The organism is Hyphomonas neptunium ATCC 15444, from assembly GCF_000013025.1.
Classification (GTDB): domain Bacteria; phylum Pseudomonadota; class Alphaproteobacteria; order Caulobacterales; family Hyphomonadaceae; genus Hyphomonas; species Hyphomonas neptunia.
The window spans coordinates 1,232,416-1,251,589 of record NC_008358.1; the positions used below are offsets into that span (position 1 = coordinate 1,232,416).

At 63.2% G+C, this 19,174-nt stretch carries 19 protein-coding genes; 5 read left to right on the plus strand and 14 right to left on the minus strand.

All coding sequences use genetic code 11. The features are described 5' to 3' along the window. Window positions 1-51: 51 nt before the first annotated feature. The 7 genes from HNE_RS06010 to HNE_RS06040 form a co-directional block, all read right to left on the minus strand. A complete protein-coding gene (locus tag HNE_RS06010; RefSeq protein WP_011646230.1) occupies window positions 52-1,173 on the minus strand; it encodes a cystathionine gamma-lyase in 1,122 nt (373 codons plus the stop codon). After that, a complete protein-coding gene (locus HNE_RS06015; RefSeq protein ID WP_011646231.1) occupies window positions 1,166-2,161 on the minus strand; it encodes a glutathione S-transferase C-terminal domain-containing protein in 996 nt (331 codons plus the stop codon). The genes HNE_RS06010 and HNE_RS06015 overlap by 8 nt, the downstream gene beginning before the upstream one ends. A 90-nt stretch (window positions 2,162-2,251) precedes the next feature. After that, on the minus strand, window positions 2,252-3,073 hold the full coding sequence (locus HNE_RS06020) for an alpha/beta fold hydrolase (RefSeq protein WP_011646232.1): 822 nt from the start codon (window positions 3,071-3,073) through the stop codon (window positions 2,252-2,254). Between the two features lie 80 nt (window positions 3,074-3,153). Further along, entirely contained in the window at window positions 3,154-3,576 is a 423-nt protein-coding gene (locus HNE_RS06025) for a DUF1330 domain-containing protein (RefSeq protein WP_011646233.1), read from the minus strand. Between the two features lie 4 nt (window positions 3,577-3,580). Next, window positions 3,581-4,150, minus strand: a complete 570-nt coding sequence (locus tag HNE_RS06030) for an NUDIX hydrolase (protein WP_011646234.1) — start codon at window positions 4,148-4,150, stop codon at window positions 3,581-3,583. Further along, window positions 4,147-6,411, minus strand: coding sequence for a S9 family peptidase (locus tag HNE_RS06035; protein ID WP_198022829.1), 2,265 nt, complete (start codon window positions 6,409-6,411; stop codon window positions 4,147-4,149). Before HNE_RS06035 ends, HNE_RS06030 begins: the two co-directional genes overlap by 4 nt. Before the next feature lie 157 nt (window positions 6,412-6,568). Next, window positions 6,569-7,339, minus strand: a complete 771-nt coding sequence (locus HNE_RS06040) for a hypothetical protein (RefSeq protein WP_035590541.1) — start codon at window positions 7,337-7,339, stop codon at window positions 6,569-6,571. A gap of 197 nt (window positions 7,340-7,536) precedes the next feature. On the opposite strand from HNE_RS06040, the gene ettA reads away from it, so the two are divergent. From ettA to HNE_RS06055, 3 genes are all read left to right on the plus strand, one after another. After that, window positions 7,537-9,201: an energy-dependent translational throttle protein EttA gene (ettA, locus tag HNE_RS06045; protein WP_011646237.1), complete on the plus strand. Its 1,665-nt coding sequence runs from the start codon at window positions 7,537-7,539 to the stop codon at window positions 9,199-9,201. Window positions 9,202-9,299: 98 nt separating this feature from the next. Then, on the plus strand, window positions 9,300-10,910 hold the full coding sequence (locus HNE_RS06050) for an amidase (protein WP_083759026.1): 1,611 nt from the start codon (window positions 9,300-9,302) through the stop codon (window positions 10,908-10,910). A gap of 154 nt (window positions 10,911-11,064) precedes the next feature. Continuing rightward, a complete protein-coding gene (locus tag HNE_RS06055) occupies window positions 11,065-11,559 on the plus strand; it encodes a hypothetical protein (protein ID WP_035590539.1) in 495 nt (164 codons plus the stop codon). A gap of 21 nt (window positions 11,560-11,580) precedes the next feature. Here the strand turns inward: HNE_RS06055 and HNE_RS06060 are convergent, their stop codons facing one another. Then, the gene (locus HNE_RS06060) at window positions 11,581-12,276 is read right to left on the minus strand and encodes a helix-turn-helix transcriptional regulator (RefSeq protein WP_011646240.1); all 696 of its coding nucleotides are present in this window, start codon (window positions 12,274-12,276) and stop codon (window positions 11,581-11,583) included. 101 nt (window positions 12,277-12,377) lie between these two features. Between HNE_RS06060 and HNE_RS06065 the strand changes: the two genes are divergently transcribed. Beyond that, window positions 12,378-12,989: a glutathione S-transferase family protein gene (locus HNE_RS06065; protein ID WP_011646241.1), complete on the plus strand. Its 612-nt coding sequence runs from the start codon at window positions 12,378-12,380 to the stop codon at window positions 12,987-12,989. A gap of 313 nt (window positions 12,990-13,302) precedes the next feature. Next, window positions 13,303-13,671: a hypothetical protein gene (locus HNE_RS06070; RefSeq protein WP_011646242.1), complete on the plus strand. Its 369-nt coding sequence runs from the start codon at window positions 13,303-13,305 to the stop codon at window positions 13,669-13,671. Between the two features lie 84 nt (window positions 13,672-13,755). Here HNE_RS06070 and ccoS read toward each other — a convergent pair whose 3' ends face one another. From ccoS to HNE_RS06100, 6 genes are read right to left on the minus strand one after another with little or no spacing between them, the layout of a single operon-like run. Beyond that, window positions 13,756-13,923, minus strand: a complete 168-nt coding sequence (gene ccoS / locus HNE_RS06075) for a cbb3-type cytochrome oxidase assembly protein CcoS (protein ID WP_011646243.1) — start codon at window positions 13,921-13,923, stop codon at window positions 13,756-13,758. Beyond that, window positions 13,920-16,139, minus strand: a complete 2,220-nt coding sequence (locus HNE_RS06080; protein ID WP_011646244.1) for a heavy metal translocating P-type ATPase — start codon at window positions 16,137-16,139, stop codon at window positions 13,920-13,922. The genes ccoS and HNE_RS06080 overlap by 4 nt, the downstream gene beginning before the upstream one ends. Beyond that, window positions 16,136-16,654 carry a FixH family protein gene (locus HNE_RS17840; RefSeq protein WP_011646245.1) on the minus strand — a complete coding sequence of 173 codons (519 nt, stop codon included), beginning with the start codon at window positions 16,652-16,654 and terminating at the stop codon, window positions 16,136-16,138. The genes HNE_RS06080 and HNE_RS17840 overlap by 4 nt, the downstream gene beginning before the upstream one ends. Next, window positions 16,654-18,126: a cytochrome c oxidase accessory protein CcoG gene (ccoG, locus tag HNE_RS06090; RefSeq protein WP_011646246.1), complete on the minus strand. Its 1,473-nt coding sequence runs from the start codon at window positions 18,124-18,126 to the stop codon at window positions 16,654-16,656. Before ccoG ends, HNE_RS17840 begins: the two co-directional genes overlap by 1 nt. Further along, window positions 18,123-19,013: a cytochrome-c oxidase, cbb3-type subunit III gene (gene ccoP, locus HNE_RS06095; protein ID WP_011646247.1), complete on the minus strand. Its 891-nt coding sequence runs from the start codon at window positions 19,011-19,013 to the stop codon at window positions 18,123-18,125. Before ccoP ends, ccoG begins: the two co-directional genes overlap by 4 nt. Next, complete coding sequence (locus HNE_RS06100) at window positions 19,006-19,167, minus strand: cbb3-type cytochrome c oxidase subunit 3 (RefSeq protein WP_011646248.1); 162 nt, start codon at window positions 19,165-19,167, stop codon at window positions 19,006-19,008. The genes ccoP and HNE_RS06100 overlap by 8 nt, the downstream gene beginning before the upstream one ends. Window positions 19,168-19,174 lie beyond the last annotated feature (7 nt).

The window sequence follows — 19,174 nt, forward strand, 5'->3', positions numbered from 1 at the left end:
CAACTCGAATCTGCGGCCATCATAACGGCCCTGCCAGCCTCTGGCTAACCCCTAAGCACCGCGAAGGTTAAGGGAATCCAGCGTCCGGATCGTTGCGCCGGTCAGGTCAGCCACAGGCTCTATCCCGCACGCCATGCGGATGAACCCCGGCGCCACATGATCCCCCCAGCGCACCCGGCATTCGGCCGCCGAATGCACACCGCCAAAGCTCGTGGACGGCGTCAGCAGGGGGTGGCGCGCGATGAACGCTTCAGCCAGCTCCCGGCTCGGCAGGCAAAAGCTCACAATTGGTCCGTACCCGCTCATTTGCTTGCGTGCGATGTCATGCGCGGGGTCCGTCGCCAGCCCCGGATAGCGCAGGCCCGCCACCCCCTCGATGCCCGCCAGCGCATTGGCAACCGCCAGCGCATTGGCATTCGCCCGCGCCACGCGCAGCTCCAGCGTGGCGAGCCCCCGGTGCAGCAGATAGGCATCAAACGGGCTGCAGATCGCCCCGCCCAGTCGCCGCCAGGTCTTCACCGGCGCCATCAGCGCCGGGTCACGGCTCGCCACATGTCCGGCCAGAATGTCCGAATGCCCCGCCATCGCCTTTGTATCGGCCATGATGGCAAAGTCGGCCCCCAGGTCCAGCGGTCGCTGGCACAGCGGTGTGGCCGTGGTGTTGTCCACCGCCAGCAGCGCGCCTGCATCCTTCGCATTGCGCGCCAGCTTGGCGAGGTCGCACACCTCCAGCCCCGGATTGGACGGCGTCTCCGCCAGCACCAGCTTCACGCCTGTCAGATCGGCTTCCGCCATGTCCGCCGTCGGGCAGGTGGCAATATCCACGCCCAGCGGCGCAAAATACGCCTCCAGCAGCGCGCGGGCATTGTAATAGCCGTCCGCATGCACCAGCACCCGGTCACCCGGTTTCAGATGGGCGTAAAACACCGCCGCAATCGCCGCCATGCCGGACGGAAACAGCACCGCCTCGGCCCCTTCCAGCAGGCCGATCTCGGCCTCCACTTCCTCCACCGTCGGGTTGCCATAGCGGCCATACACATGGCTCGCCTGCGGGTCGCCCGGCAGATGAAACGTCGTCGACGCCACGATGGGCAGGGCGACCGGATCACCTTTTTGCAGGCTTTCACCCCGCCGGTGCAGCAGGCGCGAGATGGGGGAGAGTTCGTCAGCCAAGTATGTCTGCTCCGGGGCCAATGAGGCGCGCAATTGCGCCGCGTGTGTTCTCGTCCAGCCGCTGCCACTCCTCGCGCAGGCTCGCAAGACACTTCACCTGATATTTGAACACACCCTGCTCATAACGTCCCCCTTCAATCGTCAGCGAGAAGGTCTCAGCCCCCGCCTCAATCGCCTTGGCGTTCGCCAGCAGGAAGGGCAGGTAGGTGTCGCCCGCCTGCGCCAGCAGCTTGGTGATTGCGGGTGAGGCCAGCGCTGCCTCCGCGCTCCCCCAGTCCCCACCAATCCCGCTCGCATCATCGGCATGGTCCAGCCAGCGATAAAGGTAAGGCGTCGCCTCGCGCATCCACGCCATCGGCGTCGGGTCATAGCTCATAACTTTAAGTTGGCCATAGAACGCCAGATCCGCCAGCGAAATCCGGTCCCCAAACAGAAACCGCCCCGGCCCCAGCGCCATCTCCTGCAACGCCGCGCAGCTGCGCTTCCAGCTCGCCTCGATCAGCGGCGCTGTCTGCGGCGTGCACCCCACCAGCGCCATGCGGGAAATCTGCCGGGCACGGATCGTGGCAGCGTTCTTCTCCACCTTCTCCAGCCCCGCATTGGGCATCGAGTCATACATCAGCCAATTGGCGCACCATTCCTGATCCGCCTCATAAAACCAGCGATAATGGAACATCGCCTTCATGAACCATTCGTCCGCCATATCCTCCAGCAGCAGGCATACAAAGCGCAGCGCCGTGTCCTCTGGCACCAAAGCGCGGCCTTCGCTCTCAATCGAGAGAAGAAAAGGCGTGGAATCATTCGTCCAGCTGCCATCGGGCCTCCGGATCACCGGGATCACCTGCGCCTTCACGTTCGGCATGAACACCGCGCGCTCTTCGCCCGTCATCCCCGTCCAGCTGTTGGCCAGCCTTTTTGCCCGCAACGCGGCGCGCACCTTCAGAGAATAGGGAGACCCCAATGCTCCGTAGACTTCATATCCGCTCATGTCTTCTCCCGGTCCGGCTTTTGACAGCCACATCACCATATCCCGCGTTGTCTGTCACGAGGGCGGGCTCGAAGCCATCCGGTCAGAATATCAGCCCAGCGCCGCCTTCACCGCGCGAACCGCGTCAGCCGTGTGGGCGTCCAGAAACCCATGCCCCCATTCGGGATGATCCTCCACCACGCCATTGGCCAGATAGGCGGGCGCCCGCAGCGTCTGTTCGCGCAGGTCATCCTCCGGATTAAACACCGTGATCCTGTGCGCCAGGCTCGACAGCACCTCCGGAAACCGGCGCGCATACGCAAACGCTGCCCGGTGCCCCCATTCATACGCCTCGCCCGCGCGCAAATTCTCTGCGAAGGACTCCGCCATCATCTCCAGCGTCATGCCCGGCCCGCGATGGGCCACCACGCTCGCCCACATCCGGCTGAACCGCGTGCCGTCAACATCAAGGTCCACATGGCTGTAGGTCGCGTGCATCGCGTCCAGCTCCTGCGCCGTGAAGATAGGCGTCCCGATCAGCACAATCGCGCCCACGCCCTCCGGCCGCTGCCGCGCCGCCTCCACCGCCACTTCCGATCCGGTGTGATAGCCCATCAGGTCAATCTGCCCGAGGCCCAACTCGTCCACCACATCCCACAGGCTGCGGGCATAATCCTCAATGCTCACCGGCGGCTCGGCGGGTGGGGCGTCTGACTCGCCAAAGCCCGGATAATCATGCGCAATCACCATCCGGTCAGCGGCCATCGCCTGCATGAAGCGGGCATAGATGCGCCCCGATTTCGGGCTCATATGCAGGCAGGCCAGCGGGCGCGCCGTTTGCGTCTCAGGCGCCGCAATGCGCACATGGATTTGCCCGAACGCCCCATCCACAAACTGGCGGACGACCTTCAGGGCAGGGGCAGATACGATCATGAAGCTCACTCCAGCTAGGGGATTTAAAAGGATATATCATTTGAAATCCCGGCCCAGCAAGCCGCTTCACGGACAGGCGATTAAACCTTTTCCCCATTCACCCATGTCGGCCGCGTCACGATCAGATCCTGACACAACAGGCCCGCATCGCGGTGGCGTGACATATCCTTGTAGTCCTTATGGTTCAGCGTCGCGATAAACGCCTGCCGGTTGGGGAAATGGTTCACCAGCACCGCGTCCCAGTCGCCCCCGCCAATGAAAAACCGCTCCGTATCCCCCAGCAGCAGCGTCGTCCCGCCCACTTCGGCTGCCGCCACCGTAAAGGCTTCCGAATAGCGCATATACGCGTCCCGCCCGCTGATTGCCTCGCCATGCTCGGGATCTTCCGGCCTATACTCCGCCTTCACCCTGAACTTCAGAATATTCACCTGCGCCACCGACCCATCATACGGATCATCCCGGAACGCGCGGAACTGGTCAGCAGTCGGTTGAAAGGCGGGCATGGCTTTACTCCTTGGGGCGTTGGTCAGGGTGCTTCAGGAAATACCGCTCGGCATAAAACAGCCCCGCGGCGTGAAGTGCGTGCTGAACCTTCAGGCTGCCATAATCGAGAAACTCCGAATACGGCATTTCGAGAACCTCGATCTCCTCATTCGGATCAAGCGACTGATCGGCATCCTGCGTGCAGCCCAGCGCGAGGTAATAGTGCAGTCGGTTATCCTGCGTCGCGGGATTGGGATAGCACGTACCCACCCACACCATCTCGCGCGCCACATAACCCGTCTCCTCGCGCAGCTCCCGCGCGCCAACGTCTGCCCAATTCGTTTCGCCCGGATCAGCCACGCCGCCCGGCAGCCCCGTCAGGATCACCCCCGCCGCATGGCGATACTCCCGCACCAGCACGATATTGCCCGCATCCGTCACCGGGATCACCGTCACCCAATCGGTCAGCTCGGTCACATGATAAGCCTCGACGATATGCCCATCCTCCCGCCGGCACCGGTCGGTGCGCAGGCCCATGAAGCTGTCCTTCATCACCTGCTTCGAAGATAGGATCGTCCAGGGCCGGATGCTCATGGGGCGGGCGCCTTCAGGTGCCGCTCCAGAAACGCCATCCGTGTGCGCATCAGATGCACCTGCAAGGCTTCCCCCTGAATGCCATGCCGCTGGCCGGGATAGGCCATCAGCTCGAAAGGCTGGCTGCGCGCCTGCAATTCGGCCATCAGGCGCGTGGTATTGTCAAACGTCACATTATCATCCGCCATCCCGTGGATCAGCAGCAGCGGCCCTTTCAGCCCGTCGATATGCGCAAACACGCTGGAGGCGTGATAGCCCTCGGCATTGTTCTCCGGCGTGCCCATGTAACGCTCCGTATAGAACGTATCATAAAGCGACCAGTCGGTGACCGATGCCCCGGCAATTGCCGCTGCAAACGTCCCCTCCGGCGCCTGCGCCGCCGTCATCAGCGCCATATACCCGCCATAGCTCCAGCCCTGAATGGCAATCCGCTCCCCATCCACAAAGGGCTGCGCTTTCAGCCATTCAACCCCGCGCAACTGATCGCGCACCTCCGGCCCGCCCGTCTGCCGGTGGATCACATCCTCAAACCGTTTGCCCCGGTTCCAGGTGCCGCGATTATCCAGCCGGAACACGATATAGCCCGCATGGGTGAAGAACTGATCGCCGAGCGGCCGCCAGTCATTGGCCACCCGCTGCACATGCGGCCCGCCATACACTTCCACGATCACCGGATACTTCTTCGCCGGATCAAACCCCGGCGGCTTCTGGATCGAATAGTAAAGCGTTTGATTATCCTCGGCCGGGATCGTCCCGAACTCGGGCGCGGTGTGCGCGGTCAGGTAAGGCGCATACGGATGGCCTTCGTTCAGCGCATTCTCGTTGATCCAGGCAATGCGCGTTCCGTCCGCCTTGTAAAGCGCCGTCTGGGGCGGCTGATCTGGAGAAGAAAAGGTGCCAACATAGCTTTTCGCGCCTGCGCCCATCGACACTGACCAGCTCCCGCCCTCTGGCGTAATCCGCCGCACTTCAGGGCATTCCTTGTGCAACCGCGCTGCGCCCGGATTGACATCAATACAGGCAGAATCGGGCAGTCGCCGCGCGCCAAGTGAGGCAACTTGCTGATCGCTCAACCCCAGATGCACTGCATAGAGATGCTTCTCCAGCGGCGTATCCTTGAAGCCGGTAAAATAAATCTCCCGCGTCTCGGGATCAAACCCGGCAATATCGCTCACCACCCAGTGCCCGAATGTCACCTGCCGCATTTCTCCATTGGAGGCGTCGCGCCAATAGATATGCCGGTATCCGTCCCGCTCATGCGTCAGCAGAATGCCGCCATCAGGCAGCGCAATGAAATCGTTTGACAGGTTCACCCAGCGGCCCTGTTCCTCCGTAAACGGAGCCCATACCCGCCAGGGCAGGCCGTCCGTGCGGTTGTAACGGATTTCCGTCTGCGCCCGGTTCACGGTCTGGAACCAGAGGCTACCATGCGCCCAGTTCACGCGCGCCAGGTAATCATCCGGCCCCACGCTCGAAATGCGGCTGGTGCGCTCTTCCTTCAGGTCGGCCACATGCAGCGCCACCTTCGCATTCGGCCGCCCCGCGCGCGGGTAGCGCTGCTCGATCACGGTCACCTGATCGGCGGCAATGTCAAAGCGCGGAATGATGTCCACGCCGCTCTCGTCAACTTCCGTAAAGGCAATGTAGCGCTCGTCCGGGCTCCACCAGTAGCCGGTATACCGGTCCATCTCCTCCTGCGCGACAAACTCGGCCACGCCATAGCTGAGGGCCTTTTCCGGCTGCGCCTCAGGCGAAATCCGCGTCTCCGTGCCGGTGGCCAGCTCGATCGCATAAAGCGCCCCGTCGCGGATAAAGCTCACATGCGTGCCGCGCGGCGAGACCTTGGCGTCATATTCAAAGGCGTCCGTATGGGTCAGCCGCCGTGTCTCCGGCCCACCTTTCTTCAGCGTCACAAGATGAATGTCCCCGCCCGCCGGAACGATGATCGTGTCGGCTGTGCCCCAGGCATAGTCTGCAATCCCGCGCACATTGGCGATTCGCTTGCGTTCCCGCAGCGCCTTTTCCTCTTCGGAAAGTTCAGCGTCCGCCGGATCAATCACGCTGGAATCCACCAGCAGGGACTGCGCCCCGCTTTCCACGTCAAACTGCCAGAGATCGTACCGGGCGCTCTCCTCGGCCCGCGGCTTCAGAAAGGTCACGCGCCGCCCGTCGGGCGAAAACCTCACAGCGCGCGGGGCGGTGCCGGAAAGGGAAGGGGAGGCATACAGGCGTTCGGGCGTCAGCCGCAAAGCGTCAGTCATGGAGGCGGCGTCCTTTGGTATTGCCGGGGGCGTGTCTGCACGCGCCATACAGAAAGTCAGCGCCAGTGCGGCCAAGAGTGCCATGCAGAGTGTCCGGATCATCATCCTTCAGGACACTAACCCCGAATTCGCACATGTCATCAGGCCAAGGCGCCGCTCAGCCCGCGCTGGCATACAGCCATGTCACGGCCCAGAGCGATGAGAGCAGGCTGACGGCCATGTCCCCGCCGAACATCACCCCCGCGCCCAGTCCGCTCCGCCACATCCGGCGCCGCGCAGACGGGTAGACCGGCTTCAGCCCACTCATCAGCACAGCCCCGTAGATGCCCAGAACCATCAGAGGAACGATCAGGATCGACGCATTCAATTGTTCCACCGTCATCACGGCGTAGAGCAGCGTCGAAACCACCCCTGTCAGCAGCACAGGGATCAGCGTCACAAAGTACAGCCGGATGCGGACCGGCAGCGGCGTGCCCTTGCCCCAGATATTCACGAACACCGACACAAGGGCGTGAATGCCGAAATAGGTGAAGGGATAGGTCACAAGCAGGATCGCAAGATATTCGCGGGTGGCGCCGTCCAGATCCCGCCCCGGAAACTCCAGCGCCAGATCCTCAAACATCTGCCGGGACGTGGCAAACAGGGCGGAGGCATCATTCGTCCAGAGGAATTTCAGGAACACGACCACCGCGATCAGCGAAAACACCAGGCGGATGGAGGGCGTATATCTGTCCAGCCAGTTCTGGTCCCGCGCCGCCGTGAACAGCTTTGAAGGCTGCGTACACGACACCCACAACGTCGCCAGCGCCCGCACATTCAGCCCGAACAGATCGTCCAGTAAAGCGTCCCAGCCTGACGCCCGCGTCATGTCATCATCGCCATAGCCTGCGGGCTTGGCGGCCGGACTTGAAGGAGGCGTGTCGTCCATGCGGGACCTGTAATAAGGAGGGCAAGGACGGTGTAGAGCGGGTTGCGCGCCGCTGAAAGGGGCTGCTGACCCGGAAAACGCCCGCCCATCAACGCGCATCTGCCAACGAACGCTGCGTATCGCTTGATCTTCTGCCCGTGGCAGGCCACATCGCGCCCAGACAACCCATTTCCAGCTTCGCAAAGGAACCACAGCCCATGGCCGGTCCCCAGATCGTTTACCACATGCAGGGCCTCACCAAGGCCTATCCCGGCGGCAAGAAGGTGTTTGAAAACATTCACCTGAACTTCCTCCCGGATGCCAAGATCGGTGTGGTCGGCGTCAACGGCTCGGGTAAATCGACCCTGCTGCGCATCATGGCGGGCGTGGACAAGGATTTCTCCGGCGAAGCCTGGGCCGCTGAAGGCATCAAGGTCGGCTATCTCCCGCAGGAGCCAAAGCTCGATCCCAAACTCACCGCGTTTGAAAACGTCGCCGCGTCCTGCCCGGAAAAGCAGATGCTCGACAAGTTCAACGAGATCTCCGCCAAGCTCGGCGAAGATTACACCGATGAACTCATGGAAGAGATGACCAAGCTGCAGGAGCAGATCGACGCGGCCGATGCGTGGGACATCGACTCCAAGATCGAAATGGCGATGAACGCCCTGCGCTGCCCGGACAACGACGCCGACGTCACCACCCTCTCGGGCGGTGAAGTCCGCCGCGTCGCGATCTGCCAGCTCCTGCTGTCCAAGCCCGACATGATCCTGATGGACGAACCGACCAACCACCTCGACGCGGAAACCGTCGCCTGGCTGCAGAACTACCTGATCAACTTCCCCGGCTGCGTCATCCTCGTCACGCACGACCGTTACTTCCTCGACGACATCACCAGCTGGATTCTCGAGCTCGATCGCGGCCGCGGCGTGCCCTTCCAGGGCAACTATTCGGGCTGGGTCGAACAGAAAGCCAAGCGGATGGAGCAGGAAGCGCGCGACGATGTCGGCCGCAAGCGCACCCTCGCCAAGGAACTTGAATGGGTCCGCTCCGGCCAGAAGGCCCGCCAGGCCAAGTCCAAGGCCCGTATCACGGCCTATGAGAAGATGGCCTCGGAGGCTGAGCGCGAGAAGGTGATGACCGCGCAGATCCGCATTCCCCCCGGCCCCCGCCTCGGCGGCGTCGTGCTGGAAGCAGAAAACCTCGGCAAGGCATTCGGCGACAATGTGCTGATCGAAAATCTCGACTTCAAACTGCCCCCCGGCGGTATCGTCGGCGTGATCGGTCCAAACGGCGCGGGTAAATCCACGCTGTTCAAGATGATCCTCGGCCAGGAAAAACCCGATACCGGTGCCCTGCGCGTCGGCGAAACGGTCAAGATCGGCTATGTCGACCAGAGCCGTGACAAGCTCGACCCCAACAAGAACGTCTGGGAAGAAATCTCCGGCGGCACGGACCTCATCGACCTGGGCGGCGTCTCGGTCATGTCGCGCGCCTATGTCGGCGCCTTCAACTTCAAGGGCACCGACCAGCAGAAGAAAGTCGGCATACTCTCGGGTGGTGAGCGCAACCGCGTCCACCTCGCCAAGATGCTTCGCGGCAGCCACAACCTCCTCCTGCTCGATGAACCGACCAACGACCTCGACGTGGAAACCTTGCAGGCCCTCGAAGAAGGTCTCGACAACTTCCCCGGCTGCGCCGTTATCATCTCGCACGATCGCTGGTTCCTGGACCGTATGGCCACCCACATCCTCGCCTTCGAGGGCGACAGCCATGTCGAATGGTTCGAGGGCGACTTCTCGTCCTACCTCGAAGACAAGAAACGCCGCCTCGGCGAAGATGCCGTCAATCCAAAGCGCCTCAAGTTCAAGAAGTTCTCGCGCTGAACCGGCCAAAGCGCCCCGCGCAATTGACCCGGACCGACACCCCGCTACTCTCCCGGTCACTGATCAGTCCCTGATCAGCGACCGGGAGGGGGCATCCCATGCTACGCCACATCACCGCCGCGCTCGCCGCGTTCACACTCGCCGCCTGCGCCACGCCGGCACCCGCCCTTGAGGGAGCCGCGCCCGCCGTGCCCACACCGCCAAATTACGAAGCCGATGCCACGCTGGCACAAACCCTGCCTGAGCTCTCCGCCGCCCTCGCCAGCGGCGCGCTGACCTCCCGCGATCTCACCGCCGCCTATCTCGCCCGCATCGAGGCGGTCGACCGCGCCGGCCCGCGCCTGCAATCGATCATCGCGCTCAACCCCAACGCCCTCACCCAGGCCGAAGCGTCAGACGCCCGCCGCGCAGCCGGCCAGGCCCTCGGCCCCCTGGATGGCATCCCCATCCTCCTCAAGGACAATATCGAAACCCTCGACCCGGTGCCCACCACGGCGGGCTCCCTCGCCCTGAAAGACAACCTCACCGGCCGCGACAGCCCCCTCGCCGCCGGCCTGCGCGCCCAGGGCGCCGTCATCCTCGGCAAGACCAATCTCAGCCAGTGGGCAAACTTCCGCTCCAACAATTCCATCAGCGGCTGGTCCTCCGTAGGCGGACAGGTCCGTAACCCCCACATGCTCGACCGCTCCCCCTGCGGCTCCAGCTCTGGCACAGGCGCGGCCATCGCCGCCTCGCTCGCGGCCGCTGGCGTGGGCACGGAAACCAACGGCTCCATCATCTGCCCGGCCAACGTCAACGGCCTCGTCGGCTTCAAGCCGACAGTCGGGCGCATTCCCCAGCAGGGCATCGTCCCCATCTCACCCAGCCAGGACACCGCCGGCCCCATGACGAAAACCGTCACCGGCGCCGCCCTCCTGATGGACGCCATGGACGCGGGCGAGACCGGTTACGCCGCCGCCCTCTCCACCGAAGCGCTGAAGGGAAAACGCATCGGCGTCCTGCGCGCCGTCGTCGGCTCCAATCAAGACATCATCACCCGCTTCAACGGATCCGTCAGTATCCTGCGCAGTCTGGGCGCTGAAATCGTCGAGATCGAGAAGTACAGCGTTCCCGGTGATTTCTGGGCCGCCACGCTGCTGGTGCTGCAATACGAGTTCAAAGACAGCCTCAACACCTATCTCGCCGCCGCGCCGCCAGCCGTCAAAACCCGCACGCTGGCCGATGTGATCGCCTTCAACATCGAACATGCAGACACCGAACTGTCCCTGTTCAATCAGGACCTGTTCGAGGCGTCCGATGCCCTCGGCCCGCTCACGGATGAAGCCTACACAAACGCCCTGGCCATCGTCCAGAACGCCACCCGCGCGGAGGGCATAGACCGTCTGTTGACGGAATACAGCCTCGACGCAATCGTCGCGCCGTCCGGCCCGCTGGCGCCGCGGGTCGATCCCATCAATGGCGATGTCTGGCCCGAATGGGCCGGCGCGGGCTTCCTCGCCGCCGTCTCCGGCTATCCCCATCTCACCGTCCCGATGGGCGAAGTCCACGGCGTCCCGCTCGGTTTCTCCTTCCTGGGCGGCAGGGATACTGACGCCGCCATCCTCGCCTATGGCTACGCCTACGAGCAGGCCACCCGGCTACGCCCCGATCCCAAATATCTGCAAACCGCCGAAGACCGCCCGGAGATCGCCGCCGCAACGTTGCGCTAATCACGTCCCCTCCTTGCGCCTCCCGCTGGGGATGCGCAGGAACAGGCGCCCCAATCAAGCCACACCGGAACAGGGGTATTCTGCTCCTCCCGGTGCCATGCTAGGCAGATTGAGGCTGGACCGTCTGGGTCCGGCCTTTTTCATTGAGGCCATAATGAAGCGCGCCGTTTTCCTCCTGACCCTCGCTGCGGCCCAGCCCGCCGCCGCCCTTGCCGATACCAGCACCTATCATGCGCGCTGGCATGAGGCGGTCAGCGTCGTCAAAGAGGGGCTCGCCTACGACGCAGAGGCAATCGCGGCCTTTGACGCAGGCAATCAGCAAGGCGTGTGCCTGGCTCTGGTTGGGGCGGCCGATGCTTTTGGCAAAGCCGTGGAAGAAATGACCGCCATACGCGATGGTGTCGGCGCCGATGAAAGCCTCACCCCGGAAGAACGCGCCGAATTCGACGGCCTTTCCGAACACATCGACATCACCAGCGAAAACTTCACCGACACCGGCCTCTCCTTCGTCTCCCAATGCCAGCAAGCTGCGCCCGCTGCCGAACAATATGAGGAGGAGTATTACGAAGAAGACGACGCAGACTATTACGATGAGGAAGCGGACGAAGAGGGATATTATTATCAAGAGTACGAGGGCGATTGGGAATAGCGTCCGGGCGCTCTTGCGCCCCTAAACCCGCCGCCCCCGCGCCTTCATCCGCTCGGTATACTCCCGTAACAACCCGACCCTCCGGGGACGGAAACTTTCCCCCGTCCGCTCAGCTGTTGCAATCCGGTCAATCCGGAAACTCCGCCAGTCCTGGCGCAGCTTGCACCAGGCCAGCAGTACCAACACCTTCTCCGCATAGAGGATCGTCAGGGGCAGGACGAACCGGTCCGTCGCATTGCCGGCCTCGTCGCGATAGGACAGCCGCAGGGTTTCCTCCTCCCAGCACGCTGAACGGATCAGCGCCAGGTCGCGCGCCGGTATTTCCCGCCGGTCATACCGGAACACGTAATGCACGGCATGGGCGGCTTCGCGCTGCTGGCGCTCGGGCAGGGTGGCAATCACTTTTGAAAGCGCCAGCTGCGCCGCCTCGGCAATTTCGCTGTCGCCGGAATTCTGCGCCTCGGCCAGGCCGATCAGCAGCGCTTCGATTTCAATCCGCGTAAAGCTCTGTGGGGGCAGGGCCGGGTCTTCCTCCAGCACATAGCCATAGCCTGCTTCCCCATCAATCCGCGCCCCCGCGGCGCGCAGGGCGGCAATATCCCGGTAGATCGCCCGCTCTGAAACCTCGGTCTCCTGCGCCAGCCGCGCCGCCGTCACCGGGCGGGGCAGGGTGCGCATCAGATGCAGCAGGCGAAAGAGACGGTCGGTGCGGGCCATGGCGAAACACTAGAAAAACCCTCCTGACGAAAACTGTCAGGAGGGGGCCACCATAGTGTCTCCATGCCGCCCCCGGCAAGTACCCCCGAAGGAGACCTGAAATGCTCACCCTTTACCACTCCCCCCATTCCCGCTCGACCCGCATCATCGGCCTCCTGCACGCCATGGGCATCCTTGACCGCGTCAAGGTCCGCATCGTCTCTGTCGCGCGCAATGATGGCACCGGCGGGCCCGACCCGCTCAACCCCCATCCCGAAGGCAAGGTGCCCGTCCTTGTCCATGACGGCGTTGAAATCTGGGAAAGCTCGGCCATCATGCTGTATCTGACAGACCTCTTCCCGGCGTCCGAATTCGGCGTACCCCAGGGCGACTGTCAGCGCGGCCGTTTCCTCTCCTGGCTCTCCTGGTATGGCGGCGTGATGGAGCCGGTCATCGTCTTCAACCATATGGGCCTGGAAGACCCCATCCTTCACGCTACCTTCCGCGGCATGCCGGAAATCATCGCCCGCCTCCACAAGGCGCTCGAGCAAGGCCCCTGGCTGATGGGCGACCGCCTCACCGCCGCCGACCTCCTCATCGCCTCGCCCTTCCTCTGGTTCAAGGACGCCACCCCGGATGACCCCCTCATCCGCGACTGGGTAGACCGCGTCGCAAACCTCCCCTGGCAAGGCGCCGTCATGGACTATGAAACCTGGCACATGGCCCCCGCCTGACGCGGTCTGTCCGGATTTGTCCTGATCTGTCCGAGAGTGTCCAAGTCTGTCCGGACGTGTCTGGTCCTGACGCTTGGAGTCCCGTTGGAGTTTTGTTGGAGTTTTCCGCAAAAAACTCCAACGGAGTTCGCGGAAAGCACAACGCCTCTTACCCCTCTTCCGCGAAGTGGGAGAGGAGGGGCCTGCCGCCAAAGGCGATGGGAGGTGAGGGCCTTCCGCCCTATCCACCATTATTCCCCCCAAACCTGTAGTAACTCCGCGATTTCCAGAAATCTCATCCACCCCCTCCGCAGGCGGAGGTATACTCCCTCCCATGACGCCCCAGATCGCCCGCCTCTATGCCCACGTATCGCCGGTCTTCTGGCCATACCTCTGGCTACAGCTGCGCTGGATATTCAAACGTCAGGATAAAGAACTCCGTACCCTCCTCATCTCGGTTACCCGCTGGGGCCAGGTCCACATCGTCCAGGTCGGCGACCACTGGCGCGCCTATCGCAAACCCGAAGCACTAAAGCCGGGCTGGGACGATCCGGTCTGGCAAAGCGCGGTCCCGCCAAATATGGTTGGCGTTTTTCTGGAGGAATCCCAAACCTCTCCAACGCAGGTTTTCGGCGGCATCCCCCTCGAAGCTCATCCTGAGCAAAGTCGAAGGATAAGCGGGCTCACCCCCGACACCTCCTAGCCGCGCGCAGCGAGTGGAAATCCGATCAATGAAAAGGCAAGCACCGGCCGCGCCCCCGCGCGTTCCGGCCAAACCCGCTGCCCGCTACTCCCCCTTATGCTCCGGCAAAGGCTCATCCGGAGAAATCAAAATCCGCGCCGCCGCGCCATCAGGATCGTCAAACTGGCCGGTCCGCACCGCCCAGAGAAACCCGACCAGCCCCAGGCCGCCCATCATCAGGGCGATGGGTATCAGGAACACAAGACCGCTCATACCGCCTTCTCCGTATTCAGATTGATCCGCAGCGCGTTCAGGCACACCACAATCGAAGACCCCGACATCGCAATCGCCGCCACCAGCGGTGTCGCATGTCCCAGAACCGCGATCGGCACCGCCACCAGATTATACGCCGCCGCAAATCCGAAATTCTGCAACATCACCGCCTTCGCCGTCCGCGCCGTCTTCACCAGCCGGGGCAGGGGCGCAAGCCCGCCTGAATACACCGCATCCGCCGCAGACTGGCTCACATCCAGCGCCCCGCCGGGCGCCGCCGATGCATGTGCCAGCGCCAACGCGCCCGCATCATTGAGCCCATCGCCCACCATGAACACCTTGCGCCCCTGCGCCTGCAACGCCTCCAGCCGCGCCACCTTGTCCTGCGGACTGGCGCCCGCCGTCCACTGATCAATCCCCAGCGCCCGCGCCACTTCCGCCACAGCTTCTGCCCGGTCGCCCGAGACGATCTCCATCGTCATCCCCATGGCCGAAAGCTTCGCCAGCATCCCGGCCGCGTCGCCCTGAATATCATCCTCAAAGCGCAGCTCCACCGGCGCCTCTTCGCCCCGCGCAAAGAACAGCGTCGCGCCCACATGCCCCGTCGCCGCCGCGCCCGTCCATTCAGCAGAGCCCAGCCGGCAGGCCACGCCGCCGACCATTCCTTCAAGCCCAAGACCGGGCCGCTCCTTCACATCCGTTCCCAATGGCCCAGGCCCAGCGGCCGCCGTCAAAGCCCGCGACAGCGGATGCCGGCTCGCCCGCGCCAGCTGCGCCGCGTCGCCAATCAGCGCGGCGGGAATGCCCGTCGAAACAAGGCGCGGCGTGCCAAGGGTCAGCGTACCGGTCTTGTCAAAGATCACATGATCACACGCCGCAATCCGCTCCAGCGCGTCACCCGATTTGAGATAAGCCCCGCCCCGGAACAACCGCCCCGCCGCCACGACCTGCACAACCGGCGCCGCCAGCGCCAACGCGCAAGGACAGGTGATGATCAGCGTAGAGACAGCAACCAGGATCGCCTCCCGCAATCCCATGCCACCCACCAGCCACCAACCCAGAAACGTCAGCAATGCCGTCGAATGCACCAGCGGCACATAAAGCGACACCGCCTTGTCAGCGATCTGGCGATAGGCCGACCGCTTCTGCTCGCCCGCTGTCAGCATCTGGCTGATTTCGGCCAGAAGGGAGTCTGCCGCTGCCGCCGTCGCCCGCCCGGTCAGCGGCTGGGAGAGGTTGATCGCGCCCGCCATCAGCTTCATGCCCGTGCCCGTCCAGCGCGGCAGGCTCTCGCCCGTCACAAGGCTCTCGTCTACTTCCGACTCCCCGCCCTCAATCACCATGTCCACCACCGCGCGCTCGCCCGGCGCCAGAAGGATGCTGTCGCCGGGGCGAATGTCCTCCGCGCGCGCAGATACCGGCGCGCCATCGGCGCCGATCCGCATCACCGTGCGGCTGGCCAGCGCAGCAAGATCGCGCGCCGCCGACCAGGCCCGCCGCCGCACCCGCGCATCCAGGAACCGCCCGATCAGCAGGAAGAACAACAACATGCACGCCGCATCAAAATACGCGTGTTCTCCGCCGCGCAGCGTCTCCGCCACGCTGACCGAGAAAGCGAGGATCAGCGCCAGCGAGATCGGCACATCCATATTCGTGCGCCGCTTCTTCAGAACATTCCACGCAGACCGGAAGAATGGCCGCCCCGAATAAATCAGCGTCGGCAAGGCAATCACGCCGGAAAGCGCATGCAGGCCCTGCCGCGTCGCCTCGCCCATTTCCTCATGCCCGCCCCACACGGAGACAGACAGCAGCATGATGTTCGCCGTCGCAAAACCCGCAACGCCCATGGCGAGGAGAAGCGATTGCTCCTCCTTCTTGTGCCCATCATCTTCCGTGGCCGTATTCAGCGGCGCCACGCCATATCCAAGGCTGCTCACCGCTTCGCTTATCCGCCGGGGTTCCAGATTGCCCGACCATGCAATCTCCAGCTTTCCGCTTGAAAGGTTCAGTCTTGCGCTCTCTACGCCCGGTAATGCAGAAACCGCCCCCTCGATACGCGAGAGACACCCGCCGCATTTCGCCCCGCGCACCGTGAGCGACAGGCGGCTTTGCTTGCCTACCTTGCGCACGAAGGCGGCCGGGTCAGAGGTATCTGACCCGCTCGGCGGCGCGAGCCCGCTGGGGCAGCCATTGGTGTCGAGGGCGAGGCCGGTCATGGCACAATGATTTCCCGGCTGGCGCGGAACTCGAAGCCATCCGTTTCCGGATCGACATCGGCCGCAATATTGACGCTCCAGGCGCCTGCATGCAGGTCGCCAAGTTCTGCGACATACTCGCCGCCACCGGCGGGGGTGAGCGTGACAACCCGGTCAAGAGCCCGGTCAGTTGGGTGGCGCAGCTGTGCCTGGGTGCCGAAGACGGGCAGGGCGCTGCCATCGCGCGTCATCAGGCGGCTGGTGAGGAGGAAGCCCTGATTGGTGCCGCTGATACCGATTTCGGCGTTCCAGCCAGCGGCCTCCTGATGCGCGCGGCGGGCCAGTTCCTGATTGTAGTCCAGGCCAGTGAGATAGGACTTTTCAACATCCTCACCAGGGAAGCTGGTGATAGCCGCCCAGAGGAAAATGCCGTTCACGACGAACATGAAGCCGAAGAAACCGAGGAACCAGAGCAGAGCATGCCAGCCCTTCATCTTGCCTTTGCCGGAGTTTTCGAGAGACAGGGAAGCAGCCATTATTGGTCTCCTGTTGTAAAGGGGGCGTCCGCTTCGGCGATTTCACCGGTAGCCACGTCCTTGATCTGTACCGTGAGGGTCGTGCGGCGGGAGAGGTTTTCCGGAGAGGCGGTCACCAGCAACCGGTACCGTTCCACGCCATGGGCATCTGTCGTGACCTGAAGCGTGCCACCCTCCGGCGCCGGGCCAAGGCCGATGATTTCAAAGTCTGATTCCGGCAGGCCCTCCACGGAAACATCAACGGTGCGCACATCTGTGGACTTGTTGACGAGTTTCAGCGTGTAGCCATTGCGGATGCGGCCATCGGAAAGGCGGATGAAGGGCGGTGACCGGTCTTTCAGAACGTTGAATTCATAGGTCGATTTGGAGGTATATCCCCAAAGCATCAGCAGGCTGATGGCGGCAATCAGGATGGCGTAGAGTATTGTGCGTGTCCGCAGCAGTTTGTAGCGCGGCTTCTCTCCACAGGCGCGGGCAGCCACGGCCACATCTGTGTCATAGGCGATCAGCCCGGTCGGGCGGCCGACCTTTTTCATCATGTCGTCGCAGGCATCAATACAGAGGGCGCAATGGATACACTCCAGTTGGGCGCCGTCGCGGATGTCGATACCCATCGGACAGACCTGCACGCATTGCTTGCAGTCGATACAGTCGCCCCGGCCTTCCCAGCTCTGGTCTTTCCGGTGAGGGCCGCGCGGCTCGCCCCGGTCATAGCGGTAGGTGACGTTGAGGGCGTGCTCATCCGTCAGCGCGCCCTGAATGCGCGGCCAGGGGCAGAGATAGGTGCAGACCTGCTCGCGCATGGTTCCGGCGAGGGCGTAGGTCGTAAAGGTCAGCACACCGGCAAAGAAGTACGCCGTCAGCGGCGCCTCACCGGTGAAGAAAGTCCGCCCGATGGTCGGGGCGTCATGCCAGTAGAGAATGAATGCCCCGCCGGTCAGAAAGGCAATCAGCAGCCAGACAATATGCTTGCCCGTCTTCCTCCAGGTCTTGTTGAAACTCATCGGCGCCCGGTCAAGCCGCATGCGCGCTGCGCGGTCGCCCTCAAAGGCGCGCTCCACCCAGATGTAAAGATCGGTCCAGACAGTCTGCGGGCAGGTATACCCGCACCAGACCCGCCCAAAGAGGGAGGTCACCAGAAACAGCGCGAGCGCCGCCAGAATGATCAGCCCGCCCAGAAAGTAGATCTCCTGCGGCCAGATCTCCAGGAAGAAGAAGTAGAACTTTTCCCCTTCAAAATCTGCCAGAACGGCCTGATCCGGAATGCCCTCGCCGCGCGGCCATCTGATCCAGGGGATCAGATAGTACACCGCAAGCGTGCCCGCCATCACCAGCCATTTGATCATCCGGAACTTGCCATGGGCGAGCTTGGGATAGATCTGGTTGCGCTTTTCATAGAGGGAAGGCGGATGCTCCGGCTTTTGCCCCGGAGCACCCCGTCCGCCCGCCTTGATGAGCGTGACTTTTGTCACTTCTCACCCCCGCCGAGCGAGTGAACATAAACTGCCAGGGCCTTGATGGTCGGATCATCGAGGCGGCCCTGCCAGGCGGGCATGTGCGCATTCCGGGCACTGTAGATCGTCTGCTGGATATCGCGCGGCTCTCCGCCAAACAGCCATTCATGGTCGGTCAGGTTCGGTGCGCCCAGCTGGCGGTTGCCTTTGCCGTCTGCGCCGTGGCAGGTGACGCATTGGGTTGCGAAGATGGGGGCTGCGCGGTCTATCGCGGCCTGGTCAGCTTCCCGACCGGAAAGGTTCAGCACATATTGCACAAGGTCGTCGATCTCCTTCGGCGTCAGCATGCCGTCCCGCCCATATGCGGGCATGGAGTTGCGGCGGGTGTCGGGATCATCGGTATGGCGGATGCCATGACGAAGCGTCGTTTCGATGCCTTCCAGCGTGCCATCCCACAGCCAGATATCGTCGGCCAGCATGGGATAACCCTTCGCGCCGCGTCCGCCCGCGCCGTGGCAGGTGGCGCAGTTGTCCCCGAACGCGCTTTCGCCCATGGCCAACGCGAATTGTTGCAGGGTCAGGTCGTTCTCGATCTCGCTCAGCGATGCGGTGACCAGCTGGCTTGCTGCCTCGGAGCGGCCGGAGCGAAGCTCTGCCACTTCCTGGGCAACCTGCGCACGGTCGGAATGCCCTCTCAGGCCCGGCGTGTTGTTGACACCCATGCCCGGAAGGGACGGGATCGCCGGCATGAAGATCATGTAGCCAATGGCCCACACGATGGACGCATAGAAAACATACAGCCACCAGCGCGGCAGCGGGTTGTTGAGTTCCTTGATCCCGTCCCAGCTATGGCCTGTGGTTTCAACGCCGGAGACTTCATCAATGTCCTTCTTGTGTTCAGTCATCTGAAGGCTCCTTGTCGATCAGGGGTTGGCGGGCGGCTTCGCGGAACTTCTCGCGATTGCTGGGCCACAGGGCATAGACGACGGCCACGAGGAACATTCCGACAAAGAAGGAGAGGCCCCAGGTCTGCGCAAAACTTGAAAGTGTTTCATACATGTGCCGG

Bases quoted from the DNA above. Each gene is read 5' to 3' on its own strand.
- HNE_RS06080 (WP_011646244.1), bottom strand. From the start codon at position 16,139: ATGACCGGCCTCGCCCTCGACACCAATGGCTGCCCCAGCGGGCTCGCG.
- HNE_RS06015 (WP_011646231.1), bottom strand. From the start codon at position 2,161: ATGAGCGGATATGAAGTCTACGGAGCATTGGGGTCTCCCTATTCTCTG.
- HNE_RS06050 (WP_083759026.1), top strand. From the start codon at position 9,300: ATGCTACGCCACATCACCGCCGCGCTCGCCGCGTTCACACTCGCCGCC.
- HNE_RS06065 (WP_011646241.1), top strand. From the start codon at position 12,378: ATGCTCACCCTTTACCACTCCCCCCATTCCCGCTCGACCCGCATCATC.
- HNE_RS06025 (WP_011646233.1), bottom strand. From the start codon at position 3,576: ATGCCCGCCTTTCAACCGACTGCTGACCAGTTCCGCGCGTTCCGGGAT.
- HNE_RS06100 (WP_011646248.1), bottom strand. From the start codon at position 19,167: ATGTATGAAACACTTTCAAGTTTTGCGCAGACCTGGGGCCTCTCCTTC.
- HNE_RS06035 (WP_198022829.1), bottom strand. From the start codon at position 6,411: ATGACTGACGCTTTGCGGCTGACGCCCGAACGCCTGTATGCCTCCCCT.
- ccoP (WP_011646247.1), bottom strand. From the start codon at position 19,013: ATGACTGAACACAAGAAGGACATTGATGAAGTCTCCGGCGTTGAAACC.
- HNE_RS06060 (WP_011646240.1), bottom strand. From the start codon at position 12,276: ATGGCCCGCACCGACCGTCTCTTTCGCCTGCTGCATCTGATGCGCACC.
- HNE_RS06040 (WP_035590541.1), bottom strand. From the start codon at position 7,339: ATGGACGACACGCCTCCTTCAAGTCCGGCCGCCAAGCCCGCAGGCTAT.
- HNE_RS06055 (WP_035590539.1), top strand. From the start codon at position 11,065: ATGAAGCGCGCCGTTTTCCTCCTGACCCTCGCTGCGGCCCAGCCCGCC.
- HNE_RS17840 (WP_011646245.1), bottom strand. From the start codon at position 16,654: ATGGCTGCTTCCCTGTCTCTCGAAAACTCCGGCAAAGGCAAGATGAAG.
- ettA (WP_011646237.1), top strand. From the start codon at position 7,537: ATGGCCGGTCCCCAGATCGTTTACCACATGCAGGGCCTCACCAAGGCC.
- ccoS (WP_011646243.1), bottom strand. From the start codon at position 13,923: ATGAGCGGTCTTGTGTTCCTGATACCCATCGCCCTGATGATGGGCGGC.
- HNE_RS06070 (WP_011646242.1), top strand. From the start codon at position 13,303: ATGACGCCCCAGATCGCCCGCCTCTATGCCCACGTATCGCCGGTCTTC.
- HNE_RS06020 (WP_011646232.1), bottom strand. From the start codon at position 3,073: ATGATCGTATCTGCCCCTGCCCTGAAGGTCGTCCGCCAGTTTGTGGAT.
- HNE_RS06030 (WP_011646234.1), bottom strand. From the start codon at position 4,150: ATGAGCATCCGGCCCTGGACGATCCTATCTTCGAAGCAGGTGATGAAG.